This window comes from Clostridium sp., assembly GCF_051278035.1.
GTDB lineage: Bacteria > Bacillota > Clostridia > Clostridiales > Clostridiaceae > Clostridium_AD.
Map to the genome: position 1 here is coordinate 1 of NZ_JBNMNU010000014.1, position 26,641 is coordinate 26,641.

The following is a 26,641-nucleotide window of genomic DNA, read 5'->3' on the forward strand; positions in this document are numbered from 1 at the left end:
CAACTGAATGTTCTCACATTCCACATTAAAACTTACGAAATACTTACCACTAGGTACTTTAGATATGGTGGCAAATAATATCTTGCCGATAAATTTTCTGTGAAGTTTGGCCTTTATTGTGCCAAGCTTAGGCAATTATACTAAATTATCATCAAACTTTACTTTAATATTATTGTTAGTGAAATTGGTCATGTAAGAATAATTGTGGTCATGTTTTGATTTAAATTTAGGGAATCCTGAGTGTTCTTTAAAAAACTTTTTATAAGAACTATCTAAATTATATATTGAATTAGTTAAAGCAAATTTATCCACATCTTTAAGCCATATAAATTCTTTTTTAAGCACTCGATTACAATAATTATTACAATCTATTTTAGACAAATATTTTTTGTCGACTTTATACGAATTTATTTTTTTAGATAATATTTGATTATATACAAATCTACAGCATCCAAAGGTTTTACCCATCTGATTTTTTTGTTGTTCGGTAGGATATATTCTATATTTAAAGCCTTTTAACATAGATAAATTCACCTTCTTTCATCACTTGATTATACCATGCAAACATAGTACTATCAACGTTTAGTATATGTTATTTGACCATATTTTATACAATAGAACCTAACACCACTAACTCATGACTGAAGTCACGAGAGTGCGTGGTGAGTCTTCAATAGTTGTAGTTAATGTGAATTCTTCATGTGGTTTCATTCTATTTTTATTGATACTTCTAGTTATTTTAAGATTAGAAAAGCCTTTTCTTCGTGTAAACTCACCGATTAAAGCGATAATAGCAACTATGGAAAGCATTAAAGCAAATCGTATAAACATAACTCTCCCCCTACAAGATTTCTAATGGAGCTTTAATAGTACTTATTATTTCCTCTATAATTGATTTACTCTTATTTCCTGAACTAAGTTCGTTTTCAAGCATTAATCTATGACTTAAAATGGGGATTGCCAGTTCCTTAACATCCTCAGGAATTACGTAGTCTCTTCCGCGTATAGCAGCAAGCGCTTGACTTCCCTTCATCATGTTTAGTGTGGCGCGAGGGCTACAACCAAGTTCCACTTCTCTATGACTTCTTGTAGCCTTTACTATTTCAATTATGTAATCTTTTATTTCTTCGCCTACATGTACCATAGTATAATTATTTTGAACATAAGTTATGTCCTCCATAGTAACCACGGCCGTAAGCTCAGAAAGAGGATCCACTTTCATAAATCTATTCATCATTATCTTCTCTTCACTTGAATCCGGATAGCCCATGGAAATTTTCATGAAAAATCTATCTAGTTGTGCTTCTGGAAGCGGAAAAGTTCCAAACTGTTCCACTGGATTTTGAGTAGCTATTACGAAAAATGGCCTTTCAAGTTTTATTGTATTGCCCTCCACAGTTATCTGCCCCTCTTCCATACACTCTAAAAGTGCTGACTGTGTTCTAGGTGTAGCTCTATTAATTTCATCAGCTAAAACAAATTAGCTTAACAGCGGCCCAGACCTAAACTCAAAGTCCTCTTTCTTTTGGTTATAATAATATATCCCTGTTAAATCTGAAGGTAGCAAATCTGGAGTGAACTGTATCCTCTTAAAACTGCAATTCATAGTTCTTGAAAGACTTTTTGCAAGCTTAGTTTTCCCAAGTCCAGGAACATCCTCAATAAGCACATGCCCAGAACATATAAAACACACTATAACTTTCTCAATAGTATCCTCTTTACCCACTATAACTTTACCCACATTATCCACAATCATAGTTCTAAATTCCTCAAATTTCTTTGTATCCATTACTTAGCCTCCCTTAACTTCTATTGTTTATTTCCAAAATTTTTTAATGTAAATATATGATTTATTTTAACATACTTTGCCATTGTTTCGTACCAATTATTACTATTTTCAACAAATAAATATTCTCGTATACTAAAAAAACTTCACCACTGAAGGTAAAGTTTTTTTGACTATAGTATATTTAAAAAAGCAGGAAAAGCTAAACTTAAAGCAGTAACAATAATTCCACATATAAATGATCCTATAACTGCACACATAATGGATTTTTTAAAATCTAACTTTAAAAAAGCAGCTATGGCAGTTCCAGTCCAAACCCCTGTAGTAGGAAGTGGTATGGCAATAAAAGTTATTAATGCAATTTCTTCAAACCTTTCAAATTTAGCTTTATTCTTATTTATTTTTCTATCAATTAGATTGTAAAAACCTCTAAATAACTTATATTTTCCTAAAAAGTCAAATATTTTATTGAAAAATATTAGTATAAACGGAACGGGAAGCAAACTTCCGACAAATGATAAAAAGAACACTGTTAGTGGATTAATGTTATACGTGTATATTCCAATGGGTATAGCCCCTTTCATCTCCACTAGAGGAACTGCTGACCATAGTAAAACTATTAACCAATTCATATATTATCTCCTTAAATATAAATTATACTTTTAAATATCAACTACATGATGTTGTCTTTCCGCACCAACAAAAAACACTGCCAGTGCACCTGGTCCACTAAATCTTCCCACTACTGGTCCGATATAGTGAATAAGCACTTCATTAACCTGAACGTTTGCAAGTATTTCCTCTTTAAGTTTTACAGCTTCATCAAAACAATCGCCATGACATATAGCTATAGTTTGCGACGCAGGATTTTTAATCCTTTCCGCAACTATTTCAGCTAGCTTAGTTATGGATTTCTTACGCCCTCTAACCTTTAGTACAGGAATAACGAATCCTTCATGATTAAGCGTAAGTATAGGCTTTATATGTAGTACTAGACCTAAGGTAGCCGCTACATTAGAAATTCTTCCGCCTCTTTTCAAAAAGTTCAAGTCCTCTACAGTAATATAAGTGTTTAGATTCGGAATATCTTTTTCTATTTCCCTTACAATTTCCTCTGCAGTATTGCCTTCCTTTTTCATTTGCACCGCTTTCATAATCATAAGCCCTTGTCCTAGCGATGCTGTTAACACATCAAGGATATATATTCGAGCACTCGGAAACTCTTCTAATATAGAAGTCTTAGCAATATTAGCACTATTATAAGTACCACTAAGACCCGATGAAACTCCAATATAAATTACATCCCTTCGAAGTTCAGCAGCTGGTTTGAAAATATTATAAAAGCTTTCAGAATTTGCCTGAGAGGTATTAGGCAATGCCCCAGCCCTAAGGTCATCAAAAAACTGTTTTTGACTTACACTTTGTCCCAAATCATCTAAATACTCCTTATCATTATAACTAAATGGTAACATAGCGAATGGAATTTTATTACTATAAATGTAATCACTTGGCAAATCACAACAAGAATCTGTCATAATAGCGAAATCTCTCATTTACATCCACCCCCCTTTTTCTTTAGTGTCGTTTTATTTGAATAACAGTTCAAAAGAACCTAAAATTTCTATTAATTATTAGTTAATTACCTAAAAACTATATCATAAAAAGCACCTACTGTAAAACAAAATAGTTGGATTTTTTATTAACATATTACTGTCGTGCCAAGGGGGTTTAGTCATAAAAATGGACTTAAATGGTAATTTTTTATTGCTTTCTAAATATTACTATATTATACTATAAATAATAATTATTGTTTTAGAATAATTATTAAAGGAGAGATGTAAATGAAGGCATTAGAAGTTAAAAAAGATATATACTGGGTTGGAGCATTAGACCCTAAACTTAGAATTTTCGATATAATTATGTACACCCCTTTTGGTACTACTTATAACTCTTATTTAGTTAAAGGCAGTGAAAAAACTGCAGTATTTGAAACAGTAAAAGAGAGGTTTTTCGATGAATATTTAGAAAGATTAAAATCATTAGATGTTAATATAGAGGCTATTGATTACATAGTAGTAGATCATACGGAGCCAGATCATGCAGGCTCAGTTGGAAAACTATTAGAAATTTCTAAAAATGCCAAAGTTGTAGGCTCCGCTGCTGCAATTGAATTCCTTAAGGATATTATAAATAAAAATTTCGAGTACATAATTGTAGGAGACGGAGATACTATAAGTCTCGGAAATAAGACCTTATCCTTTGTATCTGCACCATTTCTTCACTGGCCAGATTCCATTTATACATACGTTGAAGAAGATAAGCTGCTTATAACATGTGATTCGTTTGGAAGTCATTACTGTAATGAAAATATGTATAATGATTTAAATGAAAATAAGGATGATTATAATGAATCACTAAAATATTACTTTGACTGTATTATGGCACCCTTTAAACCATATGTATTAAAAGCTATAGACAAAATAAAGGACCTGAAAGTAGACATAATATGTCCCGGCCATGGTCCTATTTTAAGAGAAGACCCATGGAGTATAGTAAATAAATACAAAGAGTGGAGTCTACCAGAAGAAACTTCCTTAGAGCCACAAGTTACCATATGCTACGTTTCTGCTTATGGATATACTGAATCGATAGCTAAAAAAATAGAAAAAGGTATAAGCTCCCATTGCGATTTCAAGGTTAACACCTTTGATGTTATATATCATGATATAAAAGACATTTTAGAAAGTATAGATAAATCTGAAGGGATAATTTTCGGTTCTCCTACTATAAACTCAGACGCTTTAGAACCTATATGGGATATACTAACAAAACTTAACCCTATAGTTCATGGTGGAAAAGTAGCCTCTGCATTCGGTTCATATGGTTGGAGTGGAGAAGCTGTTCCAAATATTGAGGATAGATTAAAACAAATTAAATTAGATTTATATCCTTCCATGAATTTCAAATTTAAACCATCAGAAGATGATTTAAACTTTGCATATAAATTTGGAGAGTCATTCGCTGAAAAAATATCTAAAAAGATAAAAATGAAAAATCGTCCTACTAAACCTTCTACAGAAAAAAGATGGAAATGTTTAGTTTGTAATGAAGAATTTGATGGACCAAAACCACCCGATATCTGTCCTGTTTGCGGTGCAGGTGCTGATCAATTCATCCAAATATCCGAAGACGTAGTAACCTTTTCTTCTGACAAGAAAGAAAAATTTCTAATCATTGGTAACGGGGCTGCTGGATATTATGCTGCAGATGCAATAAGAAAAAGAAATAAAGAGTGCAGTATTGAAATAATCTCAGATGAACCCTACTTAACCTACTATAGACCTTCTATTTCTGATGGAATAAGTGAAGACCTTAAAGACGAGAGTTTCTACCTATCTCCGAAAGAGTGGTATGAGGATAATAACATAAGCCTTAACCTAGGAGTAAAGGTTCAAAACTTAAACCCTGAGAAAAAACAAATATTACTTATGGACGGAACGGCTATAGGTTATGACAAACTCATACTAGCAAATGGTAGTAAAAACTTTATGATTCCCGTACCAGGAGTGGAAAAAGAAGGTGTATTCACTTTAAGAAATCTAAAAGACTTACAGGCTATTAAAAATAAAATGAACACAGCTAAAAAAGTAGTAATTGTAGGAGGTGGACTTTTAGGACTTGAAGCTGCCGCTGAAATTAAAAGCGCTGGTCTTGATGTTGCCGTAGTGGAATTTAGCGATTCTCTACTTATAAAACAACTAGATAGTGAAGGTAGCCTTATACTTAAAACTGCAGTTGAAAGCCAAAACATCGAAGTTATGCTCTCTGATTCTGTAGAAGTTATACAGGGGGAAACTTCTGTTACCTCTGTTAAATTAAAAAGCGGAAAAATACTAGATGCAGACTTAGTGTTATTTTCAACAGGTATTGCACCAAACAAAAATATAGCCGATAACACCAATATAATTACAAATAAAGGCATAATAATAAATGAAAATATGGAAACTAATATTAAAGATATATATGCCTGCGGAGACATAGCAGAATTTGACGGTAGAGTATATGGAAATTGGCCTGCCGCTATAGAAATGGGAAAAGTCGCCGGTATGAACGCAGTAGGTGATCATAAAATCTACGTACCATCCCTAGGCGTAATTTCCTTCAACGCTATGGATCTTTCACTATTATCTGTAGGTGAAATAGCCAAAAATGCATATAAAGCTATTAGCACAAATGATACCGAAAACAAAATATACAAAAAACTATTCTTCACTGAAGATATAATAACGGGCGGCATAATAATAGGAGATAACAAAGCTTCATCAAAATTAATAAGTGACATCGAAGATTCAAAATCACTAAAAGAAGTGCTTGTCCTATAATTGCCGCCTAAATATAAGATAAAATCCACAATATCTCTTATATTATCTTTTATATATTAACTTCCAACTATCTCATAGTATTTCATGTACACAAAAAGTCTAACATAATAAAAATAGTTTATTATGAAAAAAGGAGGACTTTTTATGGGACATAAGAAACATAATAAGAATGATTATCTTAATCCTGAACGTGATAGAATAGAAAAATCAAATAGAAAAAAAGAATTGGAAAATATGAGCTCTGTTAAAGTAGAAAATGCGAAAGACATTCAGGAAAAAAGCGGAGTAAAAATGAAAGGATTTTATTAAAACCAAGAAAGTTAAAACCGTCAAAATCCTAAGGATTTTGACGGTTTTAACTTTCTACGCAGGTTTTTATTTTCTACGCAATATTTTATTTCTTTTTTTAATTTTCTTAGTTTGGATAGTATCTGCAACTTGTAAATCTGTTTTAAACGGATATTTAGAAATAATTTCCCTTTTCACAATCTTAAGGTGCTCTTGATTAATCACATATCTATCTCCATTCTCTCTCTCTATAAGAAAAGTCCGGGGATAGTATACTCCTCGTTTCTCGTCCCTCTCAACACCTAGATGAATCCTACGCTCGAATACCGTATCATACAATATAAATTCACAAGATATCCTAGAACGAAGTAAATTATTACTGAATTTTATAATTTCACAATTCCGCAATAATTTATACAGATATGTGAAACAAAGAATCTTGTCCTTATCCCTAGCAAACTTTCTTGAATCTATACTTCTTAATTTTTTTATAGTTATGTCGCCATTGAAAACACCTACATAACCATTTTCTCCACCATAAAATTTGCTTAGCTTATAAGGAACTATATGTTGAAAGCCCATTAAATGGCAAAAGTTCACATCCAAAAATTCTAGTTTTATTGTACTTTTATCTTCAAGTTCGAACAAATATATGCTCGGACAAATATATATATCATAAAACTCCTGAAGGAGCTTTAGTGAAATCTCAGAAATCTTAGGTATTCTAGTTAAATTAAATAATTCATCTGTCGTTAGCATAATCCACCCCATAAGAAAACTCATATTTAAAAAAATATCCTCATTATAAATATTTTAAAATACCCTATGAAAATACTAAAGTCTCAACTTCTAAAAGTTAAGACTCAAAAATTCATATATTATAATAAGATGAACAGCATATTAGTACTTTATGCCCTAATCGGCTAAGCTCCTAGTATATTTATTGTCCCCTAGGCGAGAGTGCGGGGCTGTTCGCTTATTCCCTCACAAGACTTAAATTTTTTCAAGTCTATGTGTACATTATACTCCTTTTAAATGAGTAGTACAAGAATTAAATTCCGCTAGATAATAGTATAAGAGTTTTATGAAACGGGAAATATATTGCTGAGGTGACGCAATGTTATTTAAAAACTTTATATTTTCATTTATTATTGTACTTTTATTAGTTTCAAGCTCTGTATGTAAAGCAGATACCAGAAATACTGTTAAAATGGGTATTACTTCGTACAATATTAATAATCATATTTATAAAGAAACTGTAACTTCACAACAACTCAAATCTCAAATAAAGTTCTTTAAAGATGCCTTAGACCAATTTGTAGCAACAAGTCCTAAACAAGTTATTGAACTATGGATTAAGGGTTTTGAAGAACGTAATGGGGTTTTGCAATACTCTGTGTTTTGCGACAAAATAAAGGATAAGTTCGTTAAAAACCTAGGAGAAGCATCAAATTCCTTTTGGATTATAGGAGGCTCAAGTCCGTCGTTGCAGAAGTATGAAATAGTAAGTAATAAGAGATTAAGTGATTCCGCTTATGAAATAACTGTTAAATTAACCTGGGTAGCAACTAAATATAAAAAGTCAGAGAAAATGACTCTTACTATTGTAAAAGAAAAAAATAAATGGTGCATTGAGAATATAAGATGATTTGAGATGCAGTATTATAAAATGAATGATGGAAGGAGTTCTAAATATTCTTATAAAACGTCACAACTATTAAAACCGAATAATCCATAAAACATTGTAATATTCACATCTGAATTTATGGTGTTTTTTTACATAATGATACTATTATATAGTCCATTAATTCGTTTATTAGTTTAGCCGTATTTAAAATGAATGTTTTATGTTAAATATTTGAAACTCATATTAATATTCTATATAATTGAATAAGGACAGACTTTTATTTATTATAAAGCGAAAATCATTTTTAGAATTGGGGGGATTTATATGAAAAGATTAAAAGAAATACTCGTTGGAATTGGATTCTTAATTAGTGGCGTTTTAGGCGTATCAATAGGTAATTTGGAACTTACTTTAAATACTGCGCGTCGTTATAGACACTCAGTTTCATATCTTTTGTTTGCGTTCTTTATTATAGTGGGATTAATATTTATAATCATGGGATTGATGAAAAAGGATGATTAACAAATAATAAAAGATATAATCTTTAGCAAATTTAATATACAACTTTCTAAAACTGCGACGCAACAGTAAAATATTATTCAACAAAACAATATAGAGGGAAAAACTTTATGAAGAAATTTAAACTAGTCAGAAACTTACTTATCCTTTGTGGATTTGGTCTTTTGTTATCTGCTTTTATAGAATTACGTGTTTTTCAATTATCAGCCAATAAATATTCTCTTGTAGCAACAATTTTAGGTGGAATATCATGTATTCTCTGTTTTATTAACGCTTATATATACCATAAGAAAATTAATTAATCCACAAGTATTAGACCAAAGTGATTCTGAATTTCATCATCATTTCTTAGTATTGCATTCTTTACATCGCTTACATGGACCACTACCAAAAGCTATCGCCTTATAATATCCATCTAGTTACAATTGATTTAGTATTTATAATAGATATACTATCTGATCCCATATTCTTTAGCAACAGTTTGTACTTTTCCATATTAATCTTCCTTCCATTTCTTAAGACTTTTACAGAATCTTAGTTTATGTAATGAAAAATCCCCGTAAGCATCCTCCACTCATTTAACCGTTATTTGGCATAATAGCTTAAATCTATATCAACAAATATTAGCATAAGTAAAAGGATGAAGTTTCTCCGCAGTGTCTTGCAATAAGAAGGGCAGAAACAATTGAAATTTAATTTAGAAATTCTTGTTTTGCAATTGTGAAATTCTCGTAAGCCTGCCAGGACGGCAGGCTAGCGAACCTGAGCCAGGAAGGCGAATGTGAGTGTTAGAGTATTTTACAAGGGCAAAACCTAGAATTTTTTAATGAAATTTCCTGTTTCAAGCTCTTTTGCAAGGCACGCAGGAGAAGTCGTCATCATTACTTTGCTAAAGCTTCCGCTATAAGTACTAGTATATGTTCCCTATCTTTTTCGTTATTCTCAAAATCTAACTTATCCACATTTATCTTTAAAATTGGAGATATATCATAGTCCTTAAAATAAGCCCTATAATTATCATTTAACTTTTCCCAGTACTCACGTTCCACTATTTTCTCATAATCTCGGCCTCTTTTATTGATTTTAGCCATAGCAGAATCCACAGAGGTTTCTAAATATACAAGCAATTTAGGCGCCTTGCAATGCTCAATCATATTTTCAAATAAATCCATATATAAATCAAATTCTTCCTTACCCATTTCCCCAGCTTCATTTAACATCTTAGCAAAAATTACATCTCCATAAATACTTCTGTCCATTACTGCATTTTTAACCTTAGAAGCATCCTTTATGTGTCTAAATCTTCTATTAAGAAAAAATATTTGTAACGAAAAACTATATCTCTCCCTATCATAATAAAACTTTTCCAATATAGGATTATCCGCCACCGGCTCCTCAAAAGGAATATACCCCTTCTCAGCCATTATATTCATAAGCGTACTCTTCCCTACTCCAACCACTCCATCTATAACTATCATATCCCAAGTGCCTCCTCTATTTATCTTGCTCAATGCTTCCTTATAAAATCCCATGCTCCCGTCCCTCTCTCATCTATACTTTTCACACATAATCACCTTTTAAGACTTTTACTTATTATATCAGAATCAACCATACATAATTATATAAACAAAAAAGAGCTGGTAAATTGGACGTTTACCAGCTCTTCTACATTCATTTAAGAGGAGAAATTAATCTTCTATATCAATATTTTTAATCTTTGGGGGAGTTAAAGTGTATCAATATTAGAAGTTTCTATAAACTTATTATATATCCATTTTGATTGTTTGTCAATAATTATTATTAATTAATATTCTCTATACGACTAAGCTTTCTGCGCCCTTTAGAATGAATTTATTAATAACATGTGCTACCCCATCTTCTTCATTAGTTTTAGTTATAAAACTCGCAGTTCTTTTAACCTCTGGAAATGCATTTCCCATTGCAACGCCTAGTCCAGCATACTTAATCATATGAATATCATTACCTGCATCACCTATGCATATAACTTCTTCTTGTTTGATATTTAGCATTTCTGCCAAGGCTGCTATTCCTGCTCCTTTATTAACAGATTTATGAAGAAACTCTAAGTAGAATGGTGCGCTTCTAACTATTGTATACATATCGCTAACTTCTTCCGGGATCTTATCCATTATTTCCTCTATAATTTCTGGCTCATCCACAAACATAACTTTAACTACAGTTGTGTCTGAAGGTACATCATAAACATCTGCTATTTCCCTAGAAATACCATTCATCTTCGCTTCATGTTTAGTATACTTACTGTCAACAGGAGAAATTACAGTAGTCTCTGTTAAAGCATGTATATTAACTTTTAGCTTTTTACTTAACTCATACAAATATTTATAATCATCAATGGTTAATGTTGTTTTTGACACTATTTCTCCACCTTCAGAACTTTGTACAAGCGCACCGTTAAATGCAACTGCATAATCATCTTCTGAAACTAATTCAAGTTCTTCTAAATATTTTCTAAAACCAACTAAAGGTCTTCCTGATGCTAGTACAACTTTTACTCCATTTTCCCTAGCCAGCTTAATTGCCTCATAATTTGCTGGTGAAATTTTCTTTTCATCATTAAGTAACGTTCCATCCATATCTAATGCTATTAATTTATACATCAATTACCTCCATATACCACATTTCTTCTAAAACACTTTTTATTATAACACATGATTTTTAAAGAAATGGTTTACAACGTTTATAAAGTTTCTATTAATTTTTTCTTTAATTGTAAATATGTTTTATTTTAATAAAATTTGCTATATAATCAATTATATAGATATATATAATTAATTAATTCTATTTATAAGTGAGGGAGATTATAAAATATGATGATAAAAAAAGAAAAACCGTTAATTATCAGTCTGTCAATTATTATTTTAGCGGCGTTATTATACGTTATTTTCACCTTGAATAAATTCGCTACATTCACCACATCATCAGAATTAGGTTCTCAAACTGGCGTCTTGGATCTTTCAACTTGGGATTTTAATAACGATGGGTATACTGAACTAGGAGGACATTTTGAATTTTATTGGCATCAATTATTGACGCCAGAAACTATTAAAACTACAACTTCTGTCCCCTCCTATATGAAGATTCCCATGGCTTGGAATAAATATAATAAAGAATATGATTCTATTGGGTATGCCACCTATAGTCTAACCGTAAAAGTGAATCCAAAATACAAAGATACACTTCTAGGCATAAGCGTTCCCTCCATGCTTTCATCATATAAATTATGGGTGAATGGAGAAGATTTTTCATCAAATGGCATTGTTTCTACCAACAGTTCCTCCGAAATCCCTGAAAATTTACCCATAACCAATTATTTTATGAATAATAAGGACAATGTTCATTTAGTCTTGCAAGTATCAAATCATAACTTTAGAAACGGCGGTACTCGGGATAATTTTCACCTAGGCACACAATCTCAAATGGCCAATAAAAGAGAGGCTTCAATAGCCCTTGAAATTTTTTACTTTGGCGTACTTTTAATAATGGGCTTATACCATCTCTGGTTATATACTTTTAGAACATCTGATGTCTCTAAGCTTTATTTTGGTGCTCTTTGCATAACTATATCTTTAAGATCCTTAATGATTGGTAACAAATACTTTTTAACCTTGTACGATAACATAAATTATACACTGACTCTTAAACTAGAATATCTAACTTTCTACGCGGCAGTTTATTTTATGTTGAATTACATATATTTATTTTTGGAAGAAGACATGTCAACGAAAATTATAATGTTTTGCAAATCATTTTGCCTTCTCTTTATAATTACTAATATTTTTATTCCTCCATTACTTGCATCAAAATTTGTTATAGTATTTCAAATATATACACTGTTACTTTGTGCTTATTCTATTTTTGTTATATTTAAATCATATCTTAGGAAAAAACGAGCGATTGTAGTTGTCGGAGTTGGTTGTTTATTAACCATTACAATAAGTGCAGTATCAATATTAGGTTATCTTGGCATTATTAATACAAAGGACTATTCAGTATTAGGATTCTTCATTCTTATACTAATAAACGCTTTTATATTGGCAATGACTCAGGCTAAAGCCTATGTTAAAATTGAGAAGTTATCAAAAGAAAAAGAACAATATCTTTTAGTAGACAAACTTAGAGAGATAACTTTTTTACTAAATTCCACCTTGAATTTAGAAGAAGTTTTAGATAAATTATTAGATAGCCTAAAAGAATTAGTGCCTTATGACAGTGCCTCATTCTTTATGGAGGAAAATGGTCGATATAATGTAATGGCAGCAAATGGATTTGAAAATATGGATGATATATATAAAATTTCTATAAATAAAAATGATGACAAGCTTTTTAAAGAGCTCTCTGAAACCACTGCTCCATTATTAGTCTCTAATGTTAAAGAAGATTCTCGTTTTAAGTATTTTACAAGTCCATCTGTTATTGAAAGTTGGATGGGTATTCCTATAATCTTTAAGGACAAAATGGTGGGTATCTTAACATTAGATTCGAGTAAAAAGGCCATTTATACTAAGTACCACAGTGATATAGCCTTTTCCTTTGCAAACCACGCAGCAATGGCTATAGAAAATGCTAAATTGTATGGCAAAATTAAGAAGCAATCTCGAATAGACCCTCTAACTAATTTATATAATAGGCGTAGTTTTTTTGAACTTGCAAATATTAGCTTCGATAAAGCTAAATTATCAACACAAACTATTTCCGCCATTATGATGGATATAGATGATTTCAAACAAATCAATGACAAATTAGGTCATCACACCGGCGACTTAGTGTTAATACGCCTTGCTAAAATATGTTTAGAAACCTTAAGTAGCAACCATGTTTTAGGTCGTTTTGGTGGTGAGGAGTTTATTGCTTTATTACCTTCAACCTCCCTAATCGAGGCTGAAATAATTGCAGAAACTCTAAGAAGTGCTATAGAGTGCAACCCTTTAATTCTTAGAAAATCAGATTCAATAACCATTACCGTAAGTCTTGGGGTGGCCTCCATTACTCCAACTACTCAAAATTTAGATTATCTATTCATAGAAGCGGATAAAGCCATGTATACTGCAAAACAGCAGGGTAAAAATAGAATTGTCTCAGTAAATTCGAATTTATAATTATATCTAACACGAAAAAACTACCAAAATATTTTGGTAGTTTTTTCGTGTTAGCTTTCTATATTTCTTTTTTAAATTTCCTTGCCACTCTGCCTCCAAATAGTTACAGGCCAATTAAATTTTTTATGAAATCTATAATTGGATTTAACACTTGAAGTAAAATTTCTAAAATATCCGTTAATATAGGAATTGAAATACCTATTTGTTGAAGCACATATATTAAAAGGAATATACCGACAGTAAGACTTAGTATTCTTCCAATCATTTTAAATACTGAAATACCCAGATACACAAGCAATATAGCTAATGCGACCATAATAATGGTATTGAGATTAATACTTGAAAAATCAACGTTCATAAAAACACCTCCATTATTTATAATATTATAACTTAGCCAATATGATTTAGCAAAGGAAGAATTATCAAATTGTTACTTTTTACCATTTAATTGCTCTGCAAATACTCTAGATAAATACATACCAGTATTTTTTACTTCTGCAATCGTATTAGTATATGTTCCTACTTCTATTAAAATTGCATTATCACTTTTATTTTGGTTATAAAAAGCAATTCCACGATTAACCGTACTAATTTCTTGATTCTTTAAAAAATTAGGGTATATTTTATTGGATATCCCTATCATAGAATCTACTAGTTTTTTCTGCTCGGCATACCTAGGGTTTCCCTTTGCCATTACAAACATAATCTGGGCAACATTTTCCCCGTTTATTTTAGTAGTTACTAAATTCTTATTTGCTACACCATCTCTATGTAAATCAATAACTAAATCAAAATCTCCATAAGCCTTTAAATACTTATCTATAGTAATTCCAGACTTTTTGTATGATCCATTATAATCTCCTACATTATGTAGAGTCTCATCATGTATAACTGCAATTCCATAATTTTTTTCTAGTTCTTCTTTTATTACTTCGCCCACAGCGCATACATTTTTTGTTAAATCCAGATTAAAAGCATTTTTACTCTTATCGTTATCTGAGGTGCGATAAGATTCAGTTGCATGAGAATGATATATTAACACTCGTGGCTTGGCCTTATTTAGAGTTTGTTTCAATAATGGATTATAGAGATCTGCAATCACATTAGTGTTATTATTTTCAGCTTCAATTTTTTTCACCTGTTTATCATCTAAATTAAAGGGATTAAGTATAAATGTTATTAAATCTCCCTCCTCCGTGCCTTCATTATTCACATCACTACTAAATTCACTTTTATCTAAATATGCAATCTCTTTAGTTATTATTGTTATAGGGTTTCGAGCATCTATTCCTAAAAAAGCTAATGCCGTAGTTTTCATGCTAATTTCACTTTTCGATGGTTTTATTGCAGATAATACATTATTAATAACATTAACATAAAAGTAATTTTTATATCCCACACCATTATCCGCACTAGCATTTTTAGGTATAATCAAGCTTATTAAAAAAATAACGACAAATGTGAAAATACATATAGATATTCTCACCCTACCGTCCTTTTTAATACCTTTGATACTCACACTCATATCCATACCCCCTTTTGCCTATATAATATATATGACGGGATATACAAAATAATACTATGAATATGGAATCACATACTCCTTTATCTTCTCTAATATTTCCCCAATCACCGCTTCCGTACTGACGTTAGAAGTATCTATAACTAAATCATAATTACTCTCGTCACCAGAATCAATATCATAAATTTCCTTAAATCTACTAACTTCAAGCCTTCTTCTCTCAATTATATTATCCTTAGCATCCTGCACCCTCGCATACTTCTCTGACTTACCTCTATCATCTTTCATCGCCCGCTGCACTGCGACATCTACATTTACTTTCAAATAAATTTTAAAAGAATCAGGAATGAAGTTCCATGCGAGCCTAGCATCAAAAATAAAATTTTCTTTATCTCTTCCAATTTCCATAGTTTTATTATCAACCTCATGGTCTAAATTATTATCTGACATATATTTGTTGTACTCTGTTATAGACATGCCTTTTTCTATGGCTAACTTCCGCTGTAAATCACCTACACTAAAATAAGTATACTTTAAGGCCTCACTTATAGCCTTAGCAACGGTACTCTTACCTGAATATAAATCTCCTGTTATCGTTATTTTCATTTTTGTATCATCTCCTTTGCTATCCTTTTCCTTTTGTCCTACTGTAAGAATTAACACTGAAAACAAAATCAATACGCATCCAATTACAATTCTAAATGACAACTGTTCTTTAAGAATTAACACTCCTAGTACGATACTTACTATCGGCTCTAAAGTGCTTAGTATAGCAGCACTAGAAGGACCTATGATTTTTATTCCCTTTAAAAACATTGTAAGGGCTAAAACTGTAGATACTAGAGCAATTCCAAAGCAAGCTACAAAGCCAGAGGGTTTCATATTAAAATCTAATCCTCCAGTAATCATTCCCATCGTAAAGACAACCAGCGAAGATATTAAGGCTAGATAAAAGGTCAGCACAAAAATATCAATCCTATTAACCCTATTATGCGAAACTCCAATAATATAATATGCGTAAAAAAAGCCTGAGCTAATAGCAAAAGCTATCCCTTTAAAATTTAATGCACCGCCACTATTCCCCACTAACATGTAGATTCCCAAAAGGGATAAACCAAGTGCTAAAATTTTACCAAAGTATAATTTTTCTTTGTACAAAATCACTGCAAAAACCGTTACTGTTACAGGATAAATAAAATGAAGCGTAGTAGCTAGCCCAACTGTTATATAATTATAGGATATAAAAAGTGTATAAGCTGTGGCAGTATATCCCATAATGGCCAAAAGAATAATATGTATTATTCCCTGCTTATTTAATCTCAAATCCTTTTTTGTAAAAAGTATATAAGGTAATATAATTAGGGAAGCTAAAAAGAACCTAAGAAATACTACTGTTAGCACATTCGCACCACCACTATAAGCCATTTTTACAAAAATCGGCATAACTCCAAAAGCTGCTGAGGACACTACAGTAAATATTATTCCGTATATCTTTTTCATAAGCTCACGTCCTTTGCCTTATTTTAGCATAATTATTGTTGCTCAACTATATTTATAAAAAAAATAAGTTCATTGACAAAATTAACCTTTAAGACTACAATTTATATGATAATCATTATCAATTTTAATAATGAAAGAGAAGGTGAAGTAATTTGATACTAACTAGCAAAAGTATAAAATCATATAATAATGAAGCTGAAACAAAAATCATTACAATTTTCGAGGATTCAAAGTTAGACAAAACCGATTTGGGTTTGGACAATGAAACTCTACTTAAAGTCAAATTCATAATAGAAGATAAAGACTTTAACGGCAAACACGGAGAGTTTAGAACCATCAATTTATTTAGAGATAAGTGCCCTAAAAATATAATTTTAATTGGTCTTGGAAACAAAGAGGACTTCACTTTAGCAAAGCTTCGAAAAAATATAGCTAAATCAGTAAAAGAATCATCAAAGATTAAATCTAAATCTATTGATTTAAACGTTGATAATTTACTGAGCCTAATGAAACTCAGCGAAACTATTAGAACTATTTCTGAAGCTACCGTTATGTCTAGTTATACATTTGATAAGTATAAAGTGGATAAAAAAGCGAAAGTCTTAGAAGAGTTCAATATAATATATTCCAAGAAAGAAGTATTAGAAGAAATTAATATAGGTATTAATGAAGGCTTGATTCTTGGTCAGGCTAACATATTAGCTAGAACGTTAGTAAATGAACCTTCTAATCTATTAGGACCCTTAGAACTAGCATATGAAGCGAAAAAATCCGGCGATGAAAGTGGCTTTGAAGTGGAGATATTTGATGAATTATCCATAAAGAACTTAAATATGAGTGCATTTCTAGAGGTAGCTAGGGCTTCTACTAATCGACCAACATTAATTGTTATGAGATATAATGGTAACCCTGAAAATAGCAAAGAGATTATAGGTTTAGTTGGTAAAGGCCTTACTTATGACTCTGGCGGATTATCTATAAAAACTACACCTGGAATGGTCACAATGAAATCTGACATGGGTGGAGCTGCTGCGGTAATTGGTGCAATGACTGCTATAACAAAACTAAAAGCAAAGGCAAATGTAGTTGCAGTAGTTGCTGCATGTGAAAACATGATTAGTGGCAATAGTTACAGACCAGGAGATATAATAAACTCCATGGGTGGCAAAACTATAGAAGTACTTAACACTGATGCCGAGGGACGATTAACTCTTATAGATGCAGTAAATTATATAATCGAAAAAGAACATGCTACAAAAGTAGTGGATATAGCCACCTTAACTGGTTCAGTTTTACACGCTCTAGGTCATACAGCTACAGGCGTAGTAACAAACAATGATTACTTTTTTAATAGATTAGATGTGGCTTCAAAAACATGTGATGAGAAGGTCTGGAAATTACCAGCTTTTGATGAATATAAAGAGTTAATAAAATCTGACGTAGCAGACCTTAAAAATGTAGGAGGTCCAACCGCCGGTAGTATAACTGCTGGATTATTTATAGGTGAATTTGTAGGAGCAACCCCTTGGCTACACCTTGATATAGCGGGTACTGCTTGGACTAATAAAGACAGTGATTATGGTTCAAAAGGCGGAACTGGTGAAGGCGCTAGATTATTGTATCACTTAATTAAACAACTAGAAAACTAAAAAAAACATCAAAATACTAATTAGTATTTTGATGTTTTTTTTAGTTTCAATTACATTCCAAAAGTCTGTCTTAATACTCCGATACTACCTGGGTCTACATTTAAAACTACTGCATCCTTTACTCTCTCCTTGCTTTCAAAATCCAAACTTTCATAATCAGCCTTAACAGACGCTGTATCGGCAGTTGAGTCATAAGAAGGATCTTCGTTCATCATATTTATAGTTGATATCATTTTTGATATTACCTGCACCTCTTTGGACGTCTCAAGCTGAGATTTTGCAGTCATTAAACCCTCTTCAGCTTCTTTTAACATAGTTTTCGTACTCTTAATTTGAGGATTCTCTTTTATAATCAAATTAATAATATCTTTGTCTTTTTTTCCCGCTGCTTTATCTATCTTCTCCGCTGTGCCTAATATTTTATTATCTATAATTTTAAATTCCTCTATCTTAAATGGAACTACACTTGTATCAACTATTATAGAATTACCATGCGCAGAAATATTATTATTATCAAGCTTTGAAATTTGTGAAACCACTAATTTTTTAGGAATTTTAATCTTTCCAATTTTAAAATTTTCAGCATCAAATACAATATCTCCATTTAAAAGGTTTAATTATCCTTTTGAAGAGATTAAAAAATCAAGGTTTTTGTAACTAATAGGAGCCACCATTAAAAGCTTATCATCTGCCATTTCTATGTTGATTCCCTTTAGAGTCATGTCACCTTTAGTTTTAGGTTTAACAAAATATAAACTACTTATGTCATTTAAATCATTTTGAGTTAGTTCAAATTCCCCACCCTTTTCCTGTATACCTTTAAGTTTATCTAATACCTGTATGGAATCTGCCTTTTTAACGGCTACGTCTCCATTATATAAAGCTCCACCTATTAAAGCTGCTAATGCCCCTATTATAATGATTAGTATATATATTAATTTATTTTTCTTTCGCTTATTATTTCTAGACATATTTTTTCCTCCTTATTCCTCACATTCTTTATATTTTAGCACAATAAAAGTGCTTTTCTGATTCAAATAAAAGAGTTCATAAAGATTTAACGGTTATTTTACGTTAACTTGGGCATATTATCCTAATATTGAAAATTGCGGAGAAGCACTTTGGTATGATATTATATATTTAATTAAACGAACCTAGGAGGATATTATGGAAACTAAAAAACCACTTTATGCTAATGAAAAAAGGCATTATACTTATCTATTAAAAAAACAAAATGAAGCCATAAGTTTTATAAGCTTATTAAGGTTTTTGATCTTTGCAAGTGGACTTGGCTTTACAATCTTCTTTTACGTAAGGTCCACTTATTACATGTGTATTTCTGTAATAAGTGCCACCGCTATTATATTTGTATTTTTGGCAATCAAACATAATAAGCTGAAATATAATAAAATTCGTTGTTCTATTCTATGCGACATTAATGAAAACTCAACAAAACGTGTTAATAATAATTGGAAGGATTTCTCCGATAGTGGTGAGGACTTCTCTGACGAGGAACATAATTACACAAAGGACCTAGATATATTTGGTAATAACTCCATATTCCAGTGGATTAACACCTGCATAACTTATCTTGGAAGAAAAAATTTAAAGGATTCACTATCGAAACCTCAATATAGCGTTGAAGAAATATATAAAAGACAAAAAGCTATAAAAGAGTTAGCTAGTATTGTAGGCTGGAGGCAGAGATTCCAAGCGGAAGCCATCCTTAGCGAACATAAAAATCATAACCCAGAGAAATTATATGGATGGGTAAAGGATAAAAACGAGTTTTTCCTAAAATCCTGGGTAAGAATTATAGTAAGGATAATACCAGTAATAACTCTATCCCTCCTTGCGGCCTCTTTTATATTTAAAGCTGTATCCTATAAAATATTTCTTGCAGCTCTTGTTGTGCATATAATACTGCTTGTAATTGGATATAAAGAAATAAGCCTTAGCCTGGATACTGTACACCAATATAAAGATACCCTCCTTATATATAATAAACTGCTTATGCATATAGAAAAAAAGACCTTCCACTCTGAGTATTTAATAAAATTAAGAGCTAAACTTATAAATACGGAAGGAATAACAGCCTCTTCTCAGATAAAAAAATTAGCAAACCTAGTAAACTTAATATCTGATAGAGCAAATATGTATTATTTACCTATAAATATCCTCCTCCTTTGGGATTACCAATGTTTAATAAATCTACAGCGCTTCAAAAATGAAAGTGGTCCATTTTTAAAAACTTGGCTGGAGGTTATAGGTGAAATTGAAGCCTTAAATAGTTTATCAATTATATCCTATGAGAACAATGATTGGGCAACTCCAAAATTCCAGTCAGGTTCCCCTATTTTCAAAGCAGGAAATCTAGGCCATCCACTACTTGGAAGCAGTCGCGTATATAATGACATTAATATAGCAAAATCACAAAACGTTCTTCTAATAACAGGTTCTAATATGTCTGGAAAAAGTACACTGCTTAGAACTACAGGAATTAACTTAGTTTTAGCCTATGCTGGCGCTCCAGTATGCGGAAATACTTTTACTTGCTCTATTATGGATATATATACCTGCATGAGAACAAGCGATAACTTAGAAAAAAATATTTCTTCCTTCTATGCAGAGCTATTAAGAATAAAAACCCTCGTTAGTGCTACAGAAAATAATGCGCCGATTTTCTTCTTATTAGATGAAATTTTTAAAGGAACTAACTCTATAGATCGACATACTGGTGCAACTGTTTTGGTAACGAAATTAAGCAATGAGAATGCACTAGGTTTTGTATCTACACATGATCTGGAACTCGGTGACATAGAGAATACTAACGATAAAGTAAAAAATTTCCACCTTAGAGAATACTATAAAGATGATAAATTATTCTTTGATTATAAGCTGAGAAGTGGAGTATCTACCACAAGAAACGCACTATACTTAATGAAAATGGCAGGTCTTGAAATCCCAAGCAATATGGAACTGCCAAAATAATTTTATATTTTTTTCTTTTTACATTTTACCCATGTATAAATTTTAGCAAATTTCCTATGATTCAATAGTCTTTTAATAGTATTTTCGGGCAAAATACTATTACAATACTACGTCGAAAGGAGAAATGTTATGAAATTTAATTTGATGTTTAAAAATTTGATTATATTAATTTCTATAACAACTCTTTTAAATGGTACTTGTTCAGTTAATTATTCAAGAAAAAACAAAGATTTCAAAAACAAGTATGGTGTTCAGCTAGTATTAGCTCAATCTCCAATGTTTATAACAACTTAACAAAAAATTGTACTTGCAACCCAAAATGGGGCAAGTACAATTTTTTTAATTCATGCTTTATCTACTTAATAAAACCTTGAACGTTTCATCCGTAATATCAATATCATTCTTATCATAAAAATTTATGTTTTTTGCCTTAGGATATATACTTTGTGTTTCGCTTGGAACTGTGCAATAGGCTATAAAATATTCTTGCTGTGGGATACTAATTTTATATTCCTTGTTTTCCAATGTTACTTTTGTATATGCACTTTTCGTATTAGGATTTTTACCTTTCAAAATAAGATATTTGCCCTTATTTGTTTTATATATTTGATCTCTAAAATAACCACCGCCACCTCTTATAGCTTCAATTTTATATTTACTATTAAGGCCTTTGGTTAATTCTGCATCACCCAAAGTGTTATTAGTCATAAATAGAATATATTTTTTATTATCAAGATTTAATTCCTGTTTAATATCAATATTATTTGAAATTGCTGTAGGTCTTTTACTAAATTGCGTTATATTATCCTCTAATTGTCTTTTATTATCTGTAATTGTATATATTCTTGAATATGAAATAAATACTATACAAACGATTATTATTATTATTATACCTAGTGAAGCAAAAATACTTTTTTTCATGTTTTCCCCCTGCTATTTGCGGATTTTATGTGTTTTCTTGTATGGAATGAGCTATGATAAATCCTTAAAAAATTAACGATTGTGAAAAAGCGCAAGTCAATAAACTTGCGCTTTTACTAATCCTTTTCTAATATCTTTTCGTTACTATGCACACCACTCATAAAGTTCACATAATACTTTCTCCGCAACGCCTTGCGAAAAGAATCGAGAAACTATTAAATTTGATTTTAGAAATTCTTCTTTTGCGAATGCAAAATTCTCGTAAGTCTGCCAGGACGGCAGACTAGCGAACCTGAGCCAGGAAGGCGAATGTGAGCGCTAGAGAATATTGCATGAGCAAAATATTAGAATTACTAGCTTTAATTTCTCGTTTTGAGTTTCTTATTGCAATAACGCAGGAGATTCGCTTATTTTACGTACCCTTTCGGATGTCCCTTGTGCCACTCCCATGCTGTTGCTATGATGGTTTCTAGTGAATCACATTTAGGCTCCCATCCTAATATTTCCTTAGCCTTTTCACTCGAAGCGATAAGCACTGCTGGATCTCCAGCACGTCTTGGTGCCATTTCTGCTTTTATTTCTTTTCCCGTAACTTTTCTAGTTACATCTATTACCTCTTTAACAGAAAAACCCTTACCGTTTCCAAGATTGCATATTACGCTATCTTCGCCTCGTCTAAGCCTTTTTACTGCAAGCAGATGAGCACTGGCAAGATCAGATACATGTACATAATCTCTAACACAAGTACCATCAGCTGTATCATAATCCTCTCCAAACACCATTATTTTTTCTCTTTGTAAAAGAGCTACCTGAAGTATAATAGGAATTAAATGAGATTCTGGTCTATGATCTTCTCCTATTTTACCGCTTACATGTGCCCCTGCTGCATTGAAATATCTTAGAGCCGTATATTTTATACCATAAGCTTTATCACACCATTTTAAGATCTTCTCAACCGCAAGTTTTGATTCTCCATAAGGATTAGTTGGAAAAGTCATATCCTCTTCAAGAATAGGAATATTCTCTGGCTCTCCATAAGTAGCTGCAGTAGATGAAAAAACTATGTACTTAACTTTATGCTCCCTCATAGCCTTAAGTAAATTTATAGTAGATCCAATGTTATTTTCAAAATACTTTAAGGGCTCCGTAACGCTTTCCCCCACAAGTGAATCTGCCGCGAAATCTATAACTGCATCTATATTATTCTCCGTAAAAACCTTATTAAGTATTTCGTCGTCTCTTAAATCTCCAGAATAAATCTTTCCACCAAGTAATGAATCATGATGGCCCTTTTGAAAATTATCTAAAACAACTACCTCTTCACCTTTTTCTAAAAGCTCAGCTACCATATGACTTCCAATGTAACCTGCTCCTCCACATACTAAAATAGCCATTAATTAAATTCCTCCTTAAACCTTATTTAATTTTCTCTAATCATTTTAACACATCCATTTGCTTTAGATGAAGATTACGTGTTAACATTTTTCTTACAATAAATAAATTGAATAAGTGAAATAAAAGTTGCAGAAAAACCTATAATACTAACTATCGTATCAAATTTGTCATAATGATATATTGCAGAATAACCTAAAAGACTAACTACCGTACCATATATATAGTAATGAATTGCATTCATCATATTCATAAACCATAGCATTGCTGGGATTGACAACAAATGCGTATTCAATAGTATATATTTTGTTTTTCTTATATAAAAACTATATATTATTAGAAATAAACCTAACATACAAATTATTACTACACTATCCTTATGAGATGTTTCAACATGTATATCACTTGTAACTACGCTTTGATATACCCATATTATTAGTGTGAACGCACTTAAACATATTCCAATAAAAATATCCATTACTTTATTATCTCTCATATTCTCTCTCCCTCTAGTAGCACCACAATATTATGCGAGTATGTCTCTATTTAATTATATAGGATATTAATATGAATTTCAAATATTTAACATGAAATTTCTATTAATATGAAATGTTTTTCATCAATTGACTTTATCGTATTCGTGTCATATACTAAATCTTGTTAAATTCTTAATACTTAATATGTAGGCGGTGTAAAAATGAATCATGACTTAAAAACAAGAGAAATAACTGATTTTTTATTAAATGGAACTATAGATGAACTTAATAAACTAATTCAATTTATCCACCCTGCAGATATTTTAGAGGCTATTCGGAAATATGATGGAGATAAAATAAAGCTATTTCATAAACTTTCACCAAATGTAATAGCGGATATAATAGATGATGCAGAAGACGAAGAAAAACACGAGCTTTTAACAATTCATTCTCAAATTATTCAGAAGAAAATTATACACGAGATGTCTTCAGATGAATTAGTAGATTTATTAGAAGCTGTGACAGATGATGAAGCTAAAAACATCATGATGAAACTTAATAAGGAAGATGTTGAAGAAGTTAACGAACTATTAACCTATCCTCCTGAAAGTGCTGGAGGAATAATGGCCACTGAATTTATTTCAGTAAAAGAAAACATGACTATAGGCCAGACCTTAAATTACTTACAAAAGGAAGCTCCAGAGGCAGAAACTTCTTATTATATATACGTGATAGGTGACAATGATCTTTTACGAGGAGTAATATCCCTTAGAGATATCGTTATAAATAAATTCCATGTAAAAATTTCAGATATTATGAATAGTAATGCCATGAGCGTTCCATACGATATGGATCAGGAAGAAGTTGGACATATATTTGAAAAATACGGATTTTTAACTATGCCCGTAGTAAATGATGCTATGCAAATACTCGGAATAATAACTGCAGATGATATAATGGAAATTCTTAGTGATGAACATACTGAGGATTTATATCGTCTTGCAGGTGTGAACGACGATGAAAAAGTTACAGGTTCTCTTAAAGATTCCATAAGTAGTAGATTGCCCTGGTTATTTGTAAATCTAATAACTGCTATACTGGCAGCTGCCACAGTTAGTCTTTTCGAGGGCACCATACAACAAGTTGTGGCCCTTGCAACCTTCATGCCGATAGTTGCCGGTATGGGTGGTAATGCTGGCACTCAGACTCTAACTATTATTATTCGTAGCATTGCCCTAGGTGAAATTGATGCTAAAAATTCAAAAAAAATACTTATAAAGGAATTTGGTGTAGGTCTATGTACAGGTGTGGCTGTGGGTGTTACTGTAGCTTTCTTAGGTTTTTTATGGGAGAAAAGCGTAGTTTTCGGTGTAGTTATTGGTATATCTATGGTTCTAAACATGGTAGCCGCAACCATATCAGGTTTTGCAGTACCAGTCATACTTAAAAAACTGAACATCGATCCAGCACTTGCTTCTGCTGTATTTGTCACTACAGTAACAGATGTTCTAGGCTTCTTCTTTTTCCTAGGACTTGCAACCTTATTTTTACCTTTCTTAATCTAGAAAAACTACCAAAGCGAATTGCTTTGGTAGTTTCAACTTAGTTCTTTTTATTATCATGACCGTGTTTATGATTATGACTCGGTAGTATCTTCTGTATTTCTTCTTCTTGTTCTTTTGTTATAGTCCCATTTTCAATAAGTGCCTTCATTGGATTTATATTCTTTTTCTTCATTTCTTTTATATGAGCTTTGATCTGTTTTTTTGTCATGCCCTTCATTTTACTATAGTTCTCTTTTCTTTGCGCATCGTTTGACCTTATAGCTTTTTTTACTTTTTCCTTTTGCTCAGGTGTTAGAACTTTTTTATCTACAAGAATGTTTAAACCCCTTTGTAGTTGTTCAGATCTAATTTGCGTTTTCTTAAGATACATTCTATCCCTTAACGCATCAGATTTTTCCTGAGTTAGAATTTTAGCATCCACAAGTTCATTAAATAATCCGCCTTTTTCGTCTTTACAGTTTTTACAGTCTTTGTCCTCACCACTTCTTTTCTCTGATCTTGTGGCTACAAACTCTAAAACCTTTTTGCCTTCATCCGCTGTAATAGTATTTGATAGTACACCCTCTTTAATCACGATTTCTAGTGTACCTTTCATCTCTGCAAATCTTCCTTGTCCCTCCTTTTCATTGTCCACACTAGCCTTGAAATCCATACTAGTCGCAACCACTTCATTTAAACTGCCGCTTTGGCGTGCTTCAGCAAAACTAACACTTGTGGATGAAAGTGCTAAGCCTGTGCATAACGTTGCACTTAATATTTTCATTCGTAAAGATGTTTTTTTCATTTTTAAGTCTCCTTACAGTAAATTTTTTGTACGCTCTTATTATTACTGAATAGACTAAGTATTATTCATTTCACAATTAAACTTGCCGCTTGCCACTTGCC

Annotated in this window: 25 protein-coding genes and 1 pseudogene; 9 read left to right on the top strand and 17 right to left on the bottom strand. The window is 31.6% G+C overall.

Features of this window, described 5'->3' with window-relative positions:
- Positions 1-135: 135 nt before the first annotated feature.
- The 5 genes and pseudogenes from ACJAX4_RS03650 to ACJAX4_RS03670 all read right to left on the bottom strand — a co-directional run bounded on the left by ACJAX4_RS03650 (position 136) and on the right by ACJAX4_RS03670 (position 3,339).
- On the bottom strand, positions 136-522 hold the full coding sequence (locus ACJAX4_RS03650) for a helix-turn-helix domain-containing protein (RefSeq protein ID WP_435788096.1): 387 nt from the start codon (positions 520-522) through the stop codon (positions 136-138).
- Positions 523-630: 108 nt separating this feature from the next.
- Positions 631-831, bottom strand: coding sequence for a hypothetical protein (locus tag ACJAX4_RS03655; RefSeq protein WP_435788097.1), 201 nt, complete (start codon positions 829-831; stop codon positions 631-633).
- A 10-nt stretch (positions 832-841) separates the two neighbouring features.
- Positions 842-1,789: pseudogene (locus tag ACJAX4_RS03660) on the bottom strand (AAA family ATPase).
- Between the two features lie 170 nt (positions 1,790-1,959).
- A complete protein-coding gene (locus ACJAX4_RS03665) occupies positions 1,960-2,418 on the bottom strand; it encodes a COG2426 family protein (protein ID WP_435788098.1) in 459 nt (152 codons plus the stop codon).
- Positions 2,419-2,448: 30 nt separating this feature from the next.
- Complete coding sequence (locus tag ACJAX4_RS03670) at positions 2,449-3,339, bottom strand: DegV family protein (protein WP_435788099.1); 891 nt, start codon at positions 3,337-3,339, stop codon at positions 2,449-2,451.
- Positions 3,340-3,627: 288 nt separating this feature from the next.
- On the opposite strand from ACJAX4_RS03670, the gene ACJAX4_RS03675 reads away from it, so the two are divergent.
- Positions 3,628-6,168: an FAD-dependent oxidoreductase gene (locus ACJAX4_RS03675; RefSeq protein WP_435788100.1), complete on the top strand. Its 2,541-nt coding sequence runs from the start codon at positions 3,628-3,630 to the stop codon at positions 6,166-6,168.
- Positions 6,169-6,312: 144 nt separating this feature from the next.
- On the top strand, positions 6,313-6,477 hold the full coding sequence (locus ACJAX4_RS03680; RefSeq protein WP_435788101.1) for a hypothetical protein: 165 nt from the start codon (positions 6,313-6,315) through the stop codon (positions 6,475-6,477).
- A gap of 66 nt (positions 6,478-6,543) precedes the next feature.
- On the opposite strand, the gene ACJAX4_RS03685 is transcribed toward ACJAX4_RS03680, so the two are convergent.
- Positions 6,544-7,215 (bottom strand): hypothetical protein, encoded by a 672-nt coding sequence (locus tag ACJAX4_RS03685; protein ID WP_435788102.1) that lies wholly within the window; start codon positions 7,213-7,215, stop codon positions 6,544-6,546.
- A gap of 358 nt (positions 7,216-7,573) precedes the next feature.
- Between ACJAX4_RS03685 and ACJAX4_RS03690 the strand changes: the two genes are divergently transcribed.
- Both ACJAX4_RS03690 and ACJAX4_RS03695 read left to right on the top strand, forming a co-directional pair.
- On the top strand, positions 7,574-8,104 hold the full coding sequence (locus ACJAX4_RS03690; RefSeq protein ID WP_435788103.1) for a hypothetical protein: 531 nt from the start codon (positions 7,574-7,576) through the stop codon (positions 8,102-8,104).
- A gap of 303 nt (positions 8,105-8,407) precedes the next feature.
- On the top strand, positions 8,408-8,605 hold the full coding sequence (locus tag ACJAX4_RS03695; protein ID WP_435788104.1) for a hypothetical protein: 198 nt from the start codon (positions 8,408-8,410) through the stop codon (positions 8,603-8,605).
- 878 nt (positions 8,606-9,483) lie between these two features.
- On the opposite strand, the gene ACJAX4_RS03700 is transcribed toward ACJAX4_RS03695, so the two are convergent.
- Positions 9,484-10,134: a deoxynucleoside kinase gene (locus ACJAX4_RS03700; RefSeq protein WP_435788105.1), complete on the bottom strand. Its 651-nt coding sequence runs from the start codon at positions 10,132-10,134 to the stop codon at positions 9,484-9,486.
- A 282-nt stretch (positions 10,135-10,416) separates the two neighbouring features.
- The gene (gene yidA, locus ACJAX4_RS03705) at positions 10,417-11,241 is read right to left on the bottom strand and encodes a sugar-phosphatase (RefSeq protein ID WP_435788106.1); all 825 of its coding nucleotides are present in this window, start codon (positions 11,239-11,241) and stop codon (positions 10,417-10,419) included.
- Positions 11,242-11,451: 210 nt separating this feature from the next.
- Between yidA and ACJAX4_RS03710 the strand changes: the two genes are divergently transcribed.
- Positions 11,452-13,740: a diguanylate cyclase gene (locus ACJAX4_RS03710; protein WP_435788107.1), complete on the top strand. Its 2,289-nt coding sequence runs from the start codon at positions 11,452-11,454 to the stop codon at positions 13,738-13,740.
- Between the two features lie 103 nt (positions 13,741-13,843).
- Here ACJAX4_RS03710 and ACJAX4_RS03715 read toward each other — a convergent pair whose 3' ends face one another.
- The 3 genes from ACJAX4_RS03715 to cmk form a co-directional block, all read right to left on the bottom strand.
- Positions 13,844-14,098, bottom strand: a complete 255-nt coding sequence (locus ACJAX4_RS03715; protein WP_435788108.1) for a hypothetical protein — start codon at positions 14,096-14,098, stop codon at positions 13,844-13,846.
- Positions 14,099-14,170: 72 nt separating this feature from the next.
- Entirely contained in the window at positions 14,171-15,265 is a 1,095-nt protein-coding gene (locus ACJAX4_RS03720) for a stage II sporulation protein P (protein WP_435788109.1), read from the bottom strand.
- 54 nt (positions 15,266-15,319) lie between these two features.
- Complete coding sequence (gene cmk, locus ACJAX4_RS03725) at positions 15,320-16,762, bottom strand: (d)CMP kinase (RefSeq protein ID WP_435788110.1); 1,443 nt, start codon at positions 16,760-16,762, stop codon at positions 15,320-15,322.
- A 155-nt stretch (positions 16,763-16,917) separates the two neighbouring features.
- Between cmk and ACJAX4_RS03730 the strand changes: the two genes are divergently transcribed.
- The gene (locus ACJAX4_RS03730; RefSeq protein ID WP_435788129.1) at positions 16,918-18,411 is read left to right on the top strand and encodes a leucyl aminopeptidase; all 1,494 of its coding nucleotides are present in this window, start codon (positions 16,918-16,920) and stop codon (positions 18,409-18,411) included.
- Positions 18,412-18,461: 50 nt separating this feature from the next.
- Here the strand turns inward: ACJAX4_RS03730 and ACJAX4_RS03735 are convergent, their stop codons facing one another.
- Positions 18,462-18,950 (bottom strand): hypothetical protein, encoded by a 489-nt coding sequence (locus ACJAX4_RS03735; protein ID WP_435788111.1) that lies wholly within the window; start codon positions 18,948-18,950, stop codon positions 18,462-18,464.
- Between the two features lie 78 nt (positions 18,951-19,028).
- Positions 19,029-19,382: a hypothetical protein gene (locus ACJAX4_RS03740; RefSeq protein ID WP_435788112.1), complete on the bottom strand. Its 354-nt coding sequence runs from the start codon at positions 19,380-19,382 to the stop codon at positions 19,029-19,031.
- Between the two features lie 196 nt (positions 19,383-19,578).
- Here ACJAX4_RS03740 and ACJAX4_RS03745 point away from each other — a divergent pair, with 196 nt between their 5' ends.
- The gene (locus tag ACJAX4_RS03745) at positions 19,579-21,402 is read left to right on the top strand and encodes a MutS-related protein (protein WP_435788113.1); all 1,824 of its coding nucleotides are present in this window, start codon (positions 19,579-19,581) and stop codon (positions 21,400-21,402) included.
- 129 nt (positions 21,403-21,531) lie between these two features.
- Positions 21,532-21,696: a hypothetical protein gene (locus ACJAX4_RS03750; protein WP_435788114.1), complete on the top strand. Its 165-nt coding sequence runs from the start codon at positions 21,532-21,534 to the stop codon at positions 21,694-21,696.
- 57 nt (positions 21,697-21,753) lie between these two features.
- Here ACJAX4_RS03750 and ACJAX4_RS03755 read toward each other — a convergent pair whose 3' ends face one another.
- From ACJAX4_RS03755 to ACJAX4_RS03765, 3 genes are all read right to left on the bottom strand, one after another.
- Positions 21,754-22,323 carry a hypothetical protein gene (locus ACJAX4_RS03755; protein WP_435788115.1) on the bottom strand — a complete coding sequence of 190 codons (570 nt, stop codon included), beginning with the start codon at positions 22,321-22,323 and terminating at the stop codon, positions 21,754-21,756.
- A 407-nt stretch (positions 22,324-22,730) separates the two neighbouring features.
- Positions 22,731-23,717 carry a UDP-glucose 4-epimerase GalE gene (gene galE, locus ACJAX4_RS03760; RefSeq protein ID WP_435788116.1) on the bottom strand — a complete coding sequence of 329 codons (987 nt, stop codon included), beginning with the start codon at positions 23,715-23,717 and terminating at the stop codon, positions 22,731-22,733.
- 74 nt (positions 23,718-23,791) lie between these two features.
- Positions 23,792-24,211, bottom strand: coding sequence for a hypothetical protein (locus ACJAX4_RS03765; protein ID WP_435788117.1), 420 nt, complete (start codon positions 24,209-24,211; stop codon positions 23,792-23,794).
- Positions 24,212-24,412: 201 nt separating this feature from the next.
- Here ACJAX4_RS03765 and mgtE point away from each other — a divergent pair, with 201 nt between their 5' ends.
- Positions 24,413-25,756, top strand: coding sequence for a magnesium transporter (gene mgtE, locus ACJAX4_RS03770; RefSeq protein WP_435788118.1), 1,344 nt, complete (start codon positions 24,413-24,415; stop codon positions 25,754-25,756).
- Between the two features lie 37 nt (positions 25,757-25,793).
- Here the strand turns inward: mgtE and ACJAX4_RS03775 are convergent, their stop codons facing one another.
- On the bottom strand, positions 25,794-26,540 hold the full coding sequence (locus tag ACJAX4_RS03775) for a hypothetical protein (protein WP_435788119.1): 747 nt from the start codon (positions 26,538-26,540) through the stop codon (positions 25,794-25,796).
- Positions 26,541-26,641 lie beyond the last annotated feature (101 nt).

Bases quoted from the DNA above. Each gene is read 5' to 3' on its own strand.
- ACJAX4_RS03650 (WP_435788096.1), bottom strand. From the start codon at position 522: ATGTTAAAAGGCTTTAAATATAGAATATATCCTACCGAACAACAAAAA.
- ACJAX4_RS03655 (WP_435788097.1), bottom strand. From the start codon at position 831: ATGTTTATACGATTTGCTTTAATGCTTTCCATAGTTGCTATTATCGCT.
- ACJAX4_RS03665 (WP_435788098.1), bottom strand. From the start codon at position 2,418: ATGAATTGGTTAATAGTTTTACTATGGTCAGCAGTTCCTCTAGTGGAG.
- ACJAX4_RS03670 (WP_435788099.1), bottom strand. From the start codon at position 3,339: ATGAGAGATTTCGCTATTATGACAGATTCTTGTTGTGATTTGCCAAGT.
- ACJAX4_RS03675 (WP_435788100.1), top strand. From the start codon at position 3,628: ATGAAGGCATTAGAAGTTAAAAAAGATATATACTGGGTTGGAGCATTA.
- ACJAX4_RS03680 (WP_435788101.1), top strand. From the start codon at position 6,313: ATGGGACATAAGAAACATAATAAGAATGATTATCTTAATCCTGAACGT.
- ACJAX4_RS03685 (WP_435788102.1), bottom strand. From the start codon at position 7,215: ATGCTAACGACAGATGAATTATTTAATTTAACTAGAATACCTAAGATT.
- ACJAX4_RS03690 (WP_435788103.1), top strand. From the start codon at position 7,574: ATGTTATTTAAAAACTTTATATTTTCATTTATTATTGTACTTTTATTA.
- ACJAX4_RS03695 (WP_435788104.1), top strand. From the start codon at position 8,408: ATGAAAAGATTAAAAGAAATACTCGTTGGAATTGGATTCTTAATTAGT.
- ACJAX4_RS03700 (WP_435788105.1), bottom strand. From the start codon at position 10,134: ATGGGATTTTATAAGGAAGCATTGAGCAAGATAAATAGAGGAGGCACT.
- yidA (WP_435788106.1), bottom strand. From the start codon at position 11,241: ATGTATAAATTAATAGCATTAGATATGGATGGAACGTTACTTAATGAT.
- ACJAX4_RS03710 (WP_435788107.1), top strand. From the start codon at position 11,452: ATGATGATAAAAAAAGAAAAACCGTTAATTATCAGTCTGTCAATTATT.
- ACJAX4_RS03715 (WP_435788108.1), bottom strand. From the start codon at position 14,098: ATGAACGTTGATTTTTCAAGTATTAATCTCAATACCATTATTATGGTC.
- ACJAX4_RS03720 (WP_435788109.1), bottom strand. From the start codon at position 15,265: ATGAGTGTGAGTATCAAAGGTATTAAAAAGGACGGTAGGGTGAGAATA.
- cmk (WP_435788110.1), bottom strand. From the start codon at position 16,762: ATGAAAAAGATATACGGAATAATATTTACTGTAGTGTCCTCAGCAGCT.
- ACJAX4_RS03740 (WP_435788112.1), bottom strand. From the start codon at position 19,382: ATGTCTAGAAATAATAAGCGAAAGAAAAATAAATTAATATATATACTA.
- ACJAX4_RS03745 (WP_435788113.1), top strand. From the start codon at position 19,579: ATGGAAACTAAAAAACCACTTTATGCTAATGAAAAAAGGCATTATACT.
- ACJAX4_RS03750 (WP_435788114.1), top strand. From the start codon at position 21,532: ATGAAATTTAATTTGATGTTTAAAAATTTGATTATATTAATTTCTATA.
- ACJAX4_RS03755 (WP_435788115.1), bottom strand. From the start codon at position 22,323: ATGAAAAAAAGTATTTTTGCTTCACTAGGTATAATAATAATAATAATC.
- galE (WP_435788116.1), bottom strand. From the start codon at position 23,717: ATGGCTATTTTAGTATGTGGAGGAGCAGGTTACATTGGAAGTCATATG.
- ACJAX4_RS03765 (WP_435788117.1), bottom strand. From the start codon at position 24,211: ATGAGAGATAATAAAGTAATGGATATTTTTATTGGAATATGTTTAAGT.
- mgtE (WP_435788118.1), top strand. From the start codon at position 24,413: ATGAATCATGACTTAAAAACAAGAGAAATAACTGATTTTTTATTAAAT.
- ACJAX4_RS03775 (WP_435788119.1), bottom strand. From the start codon at position 26,540: ATGAAAAAAACATCTTTACGAATGAAAATATTAAGTGCAACGTTATGC.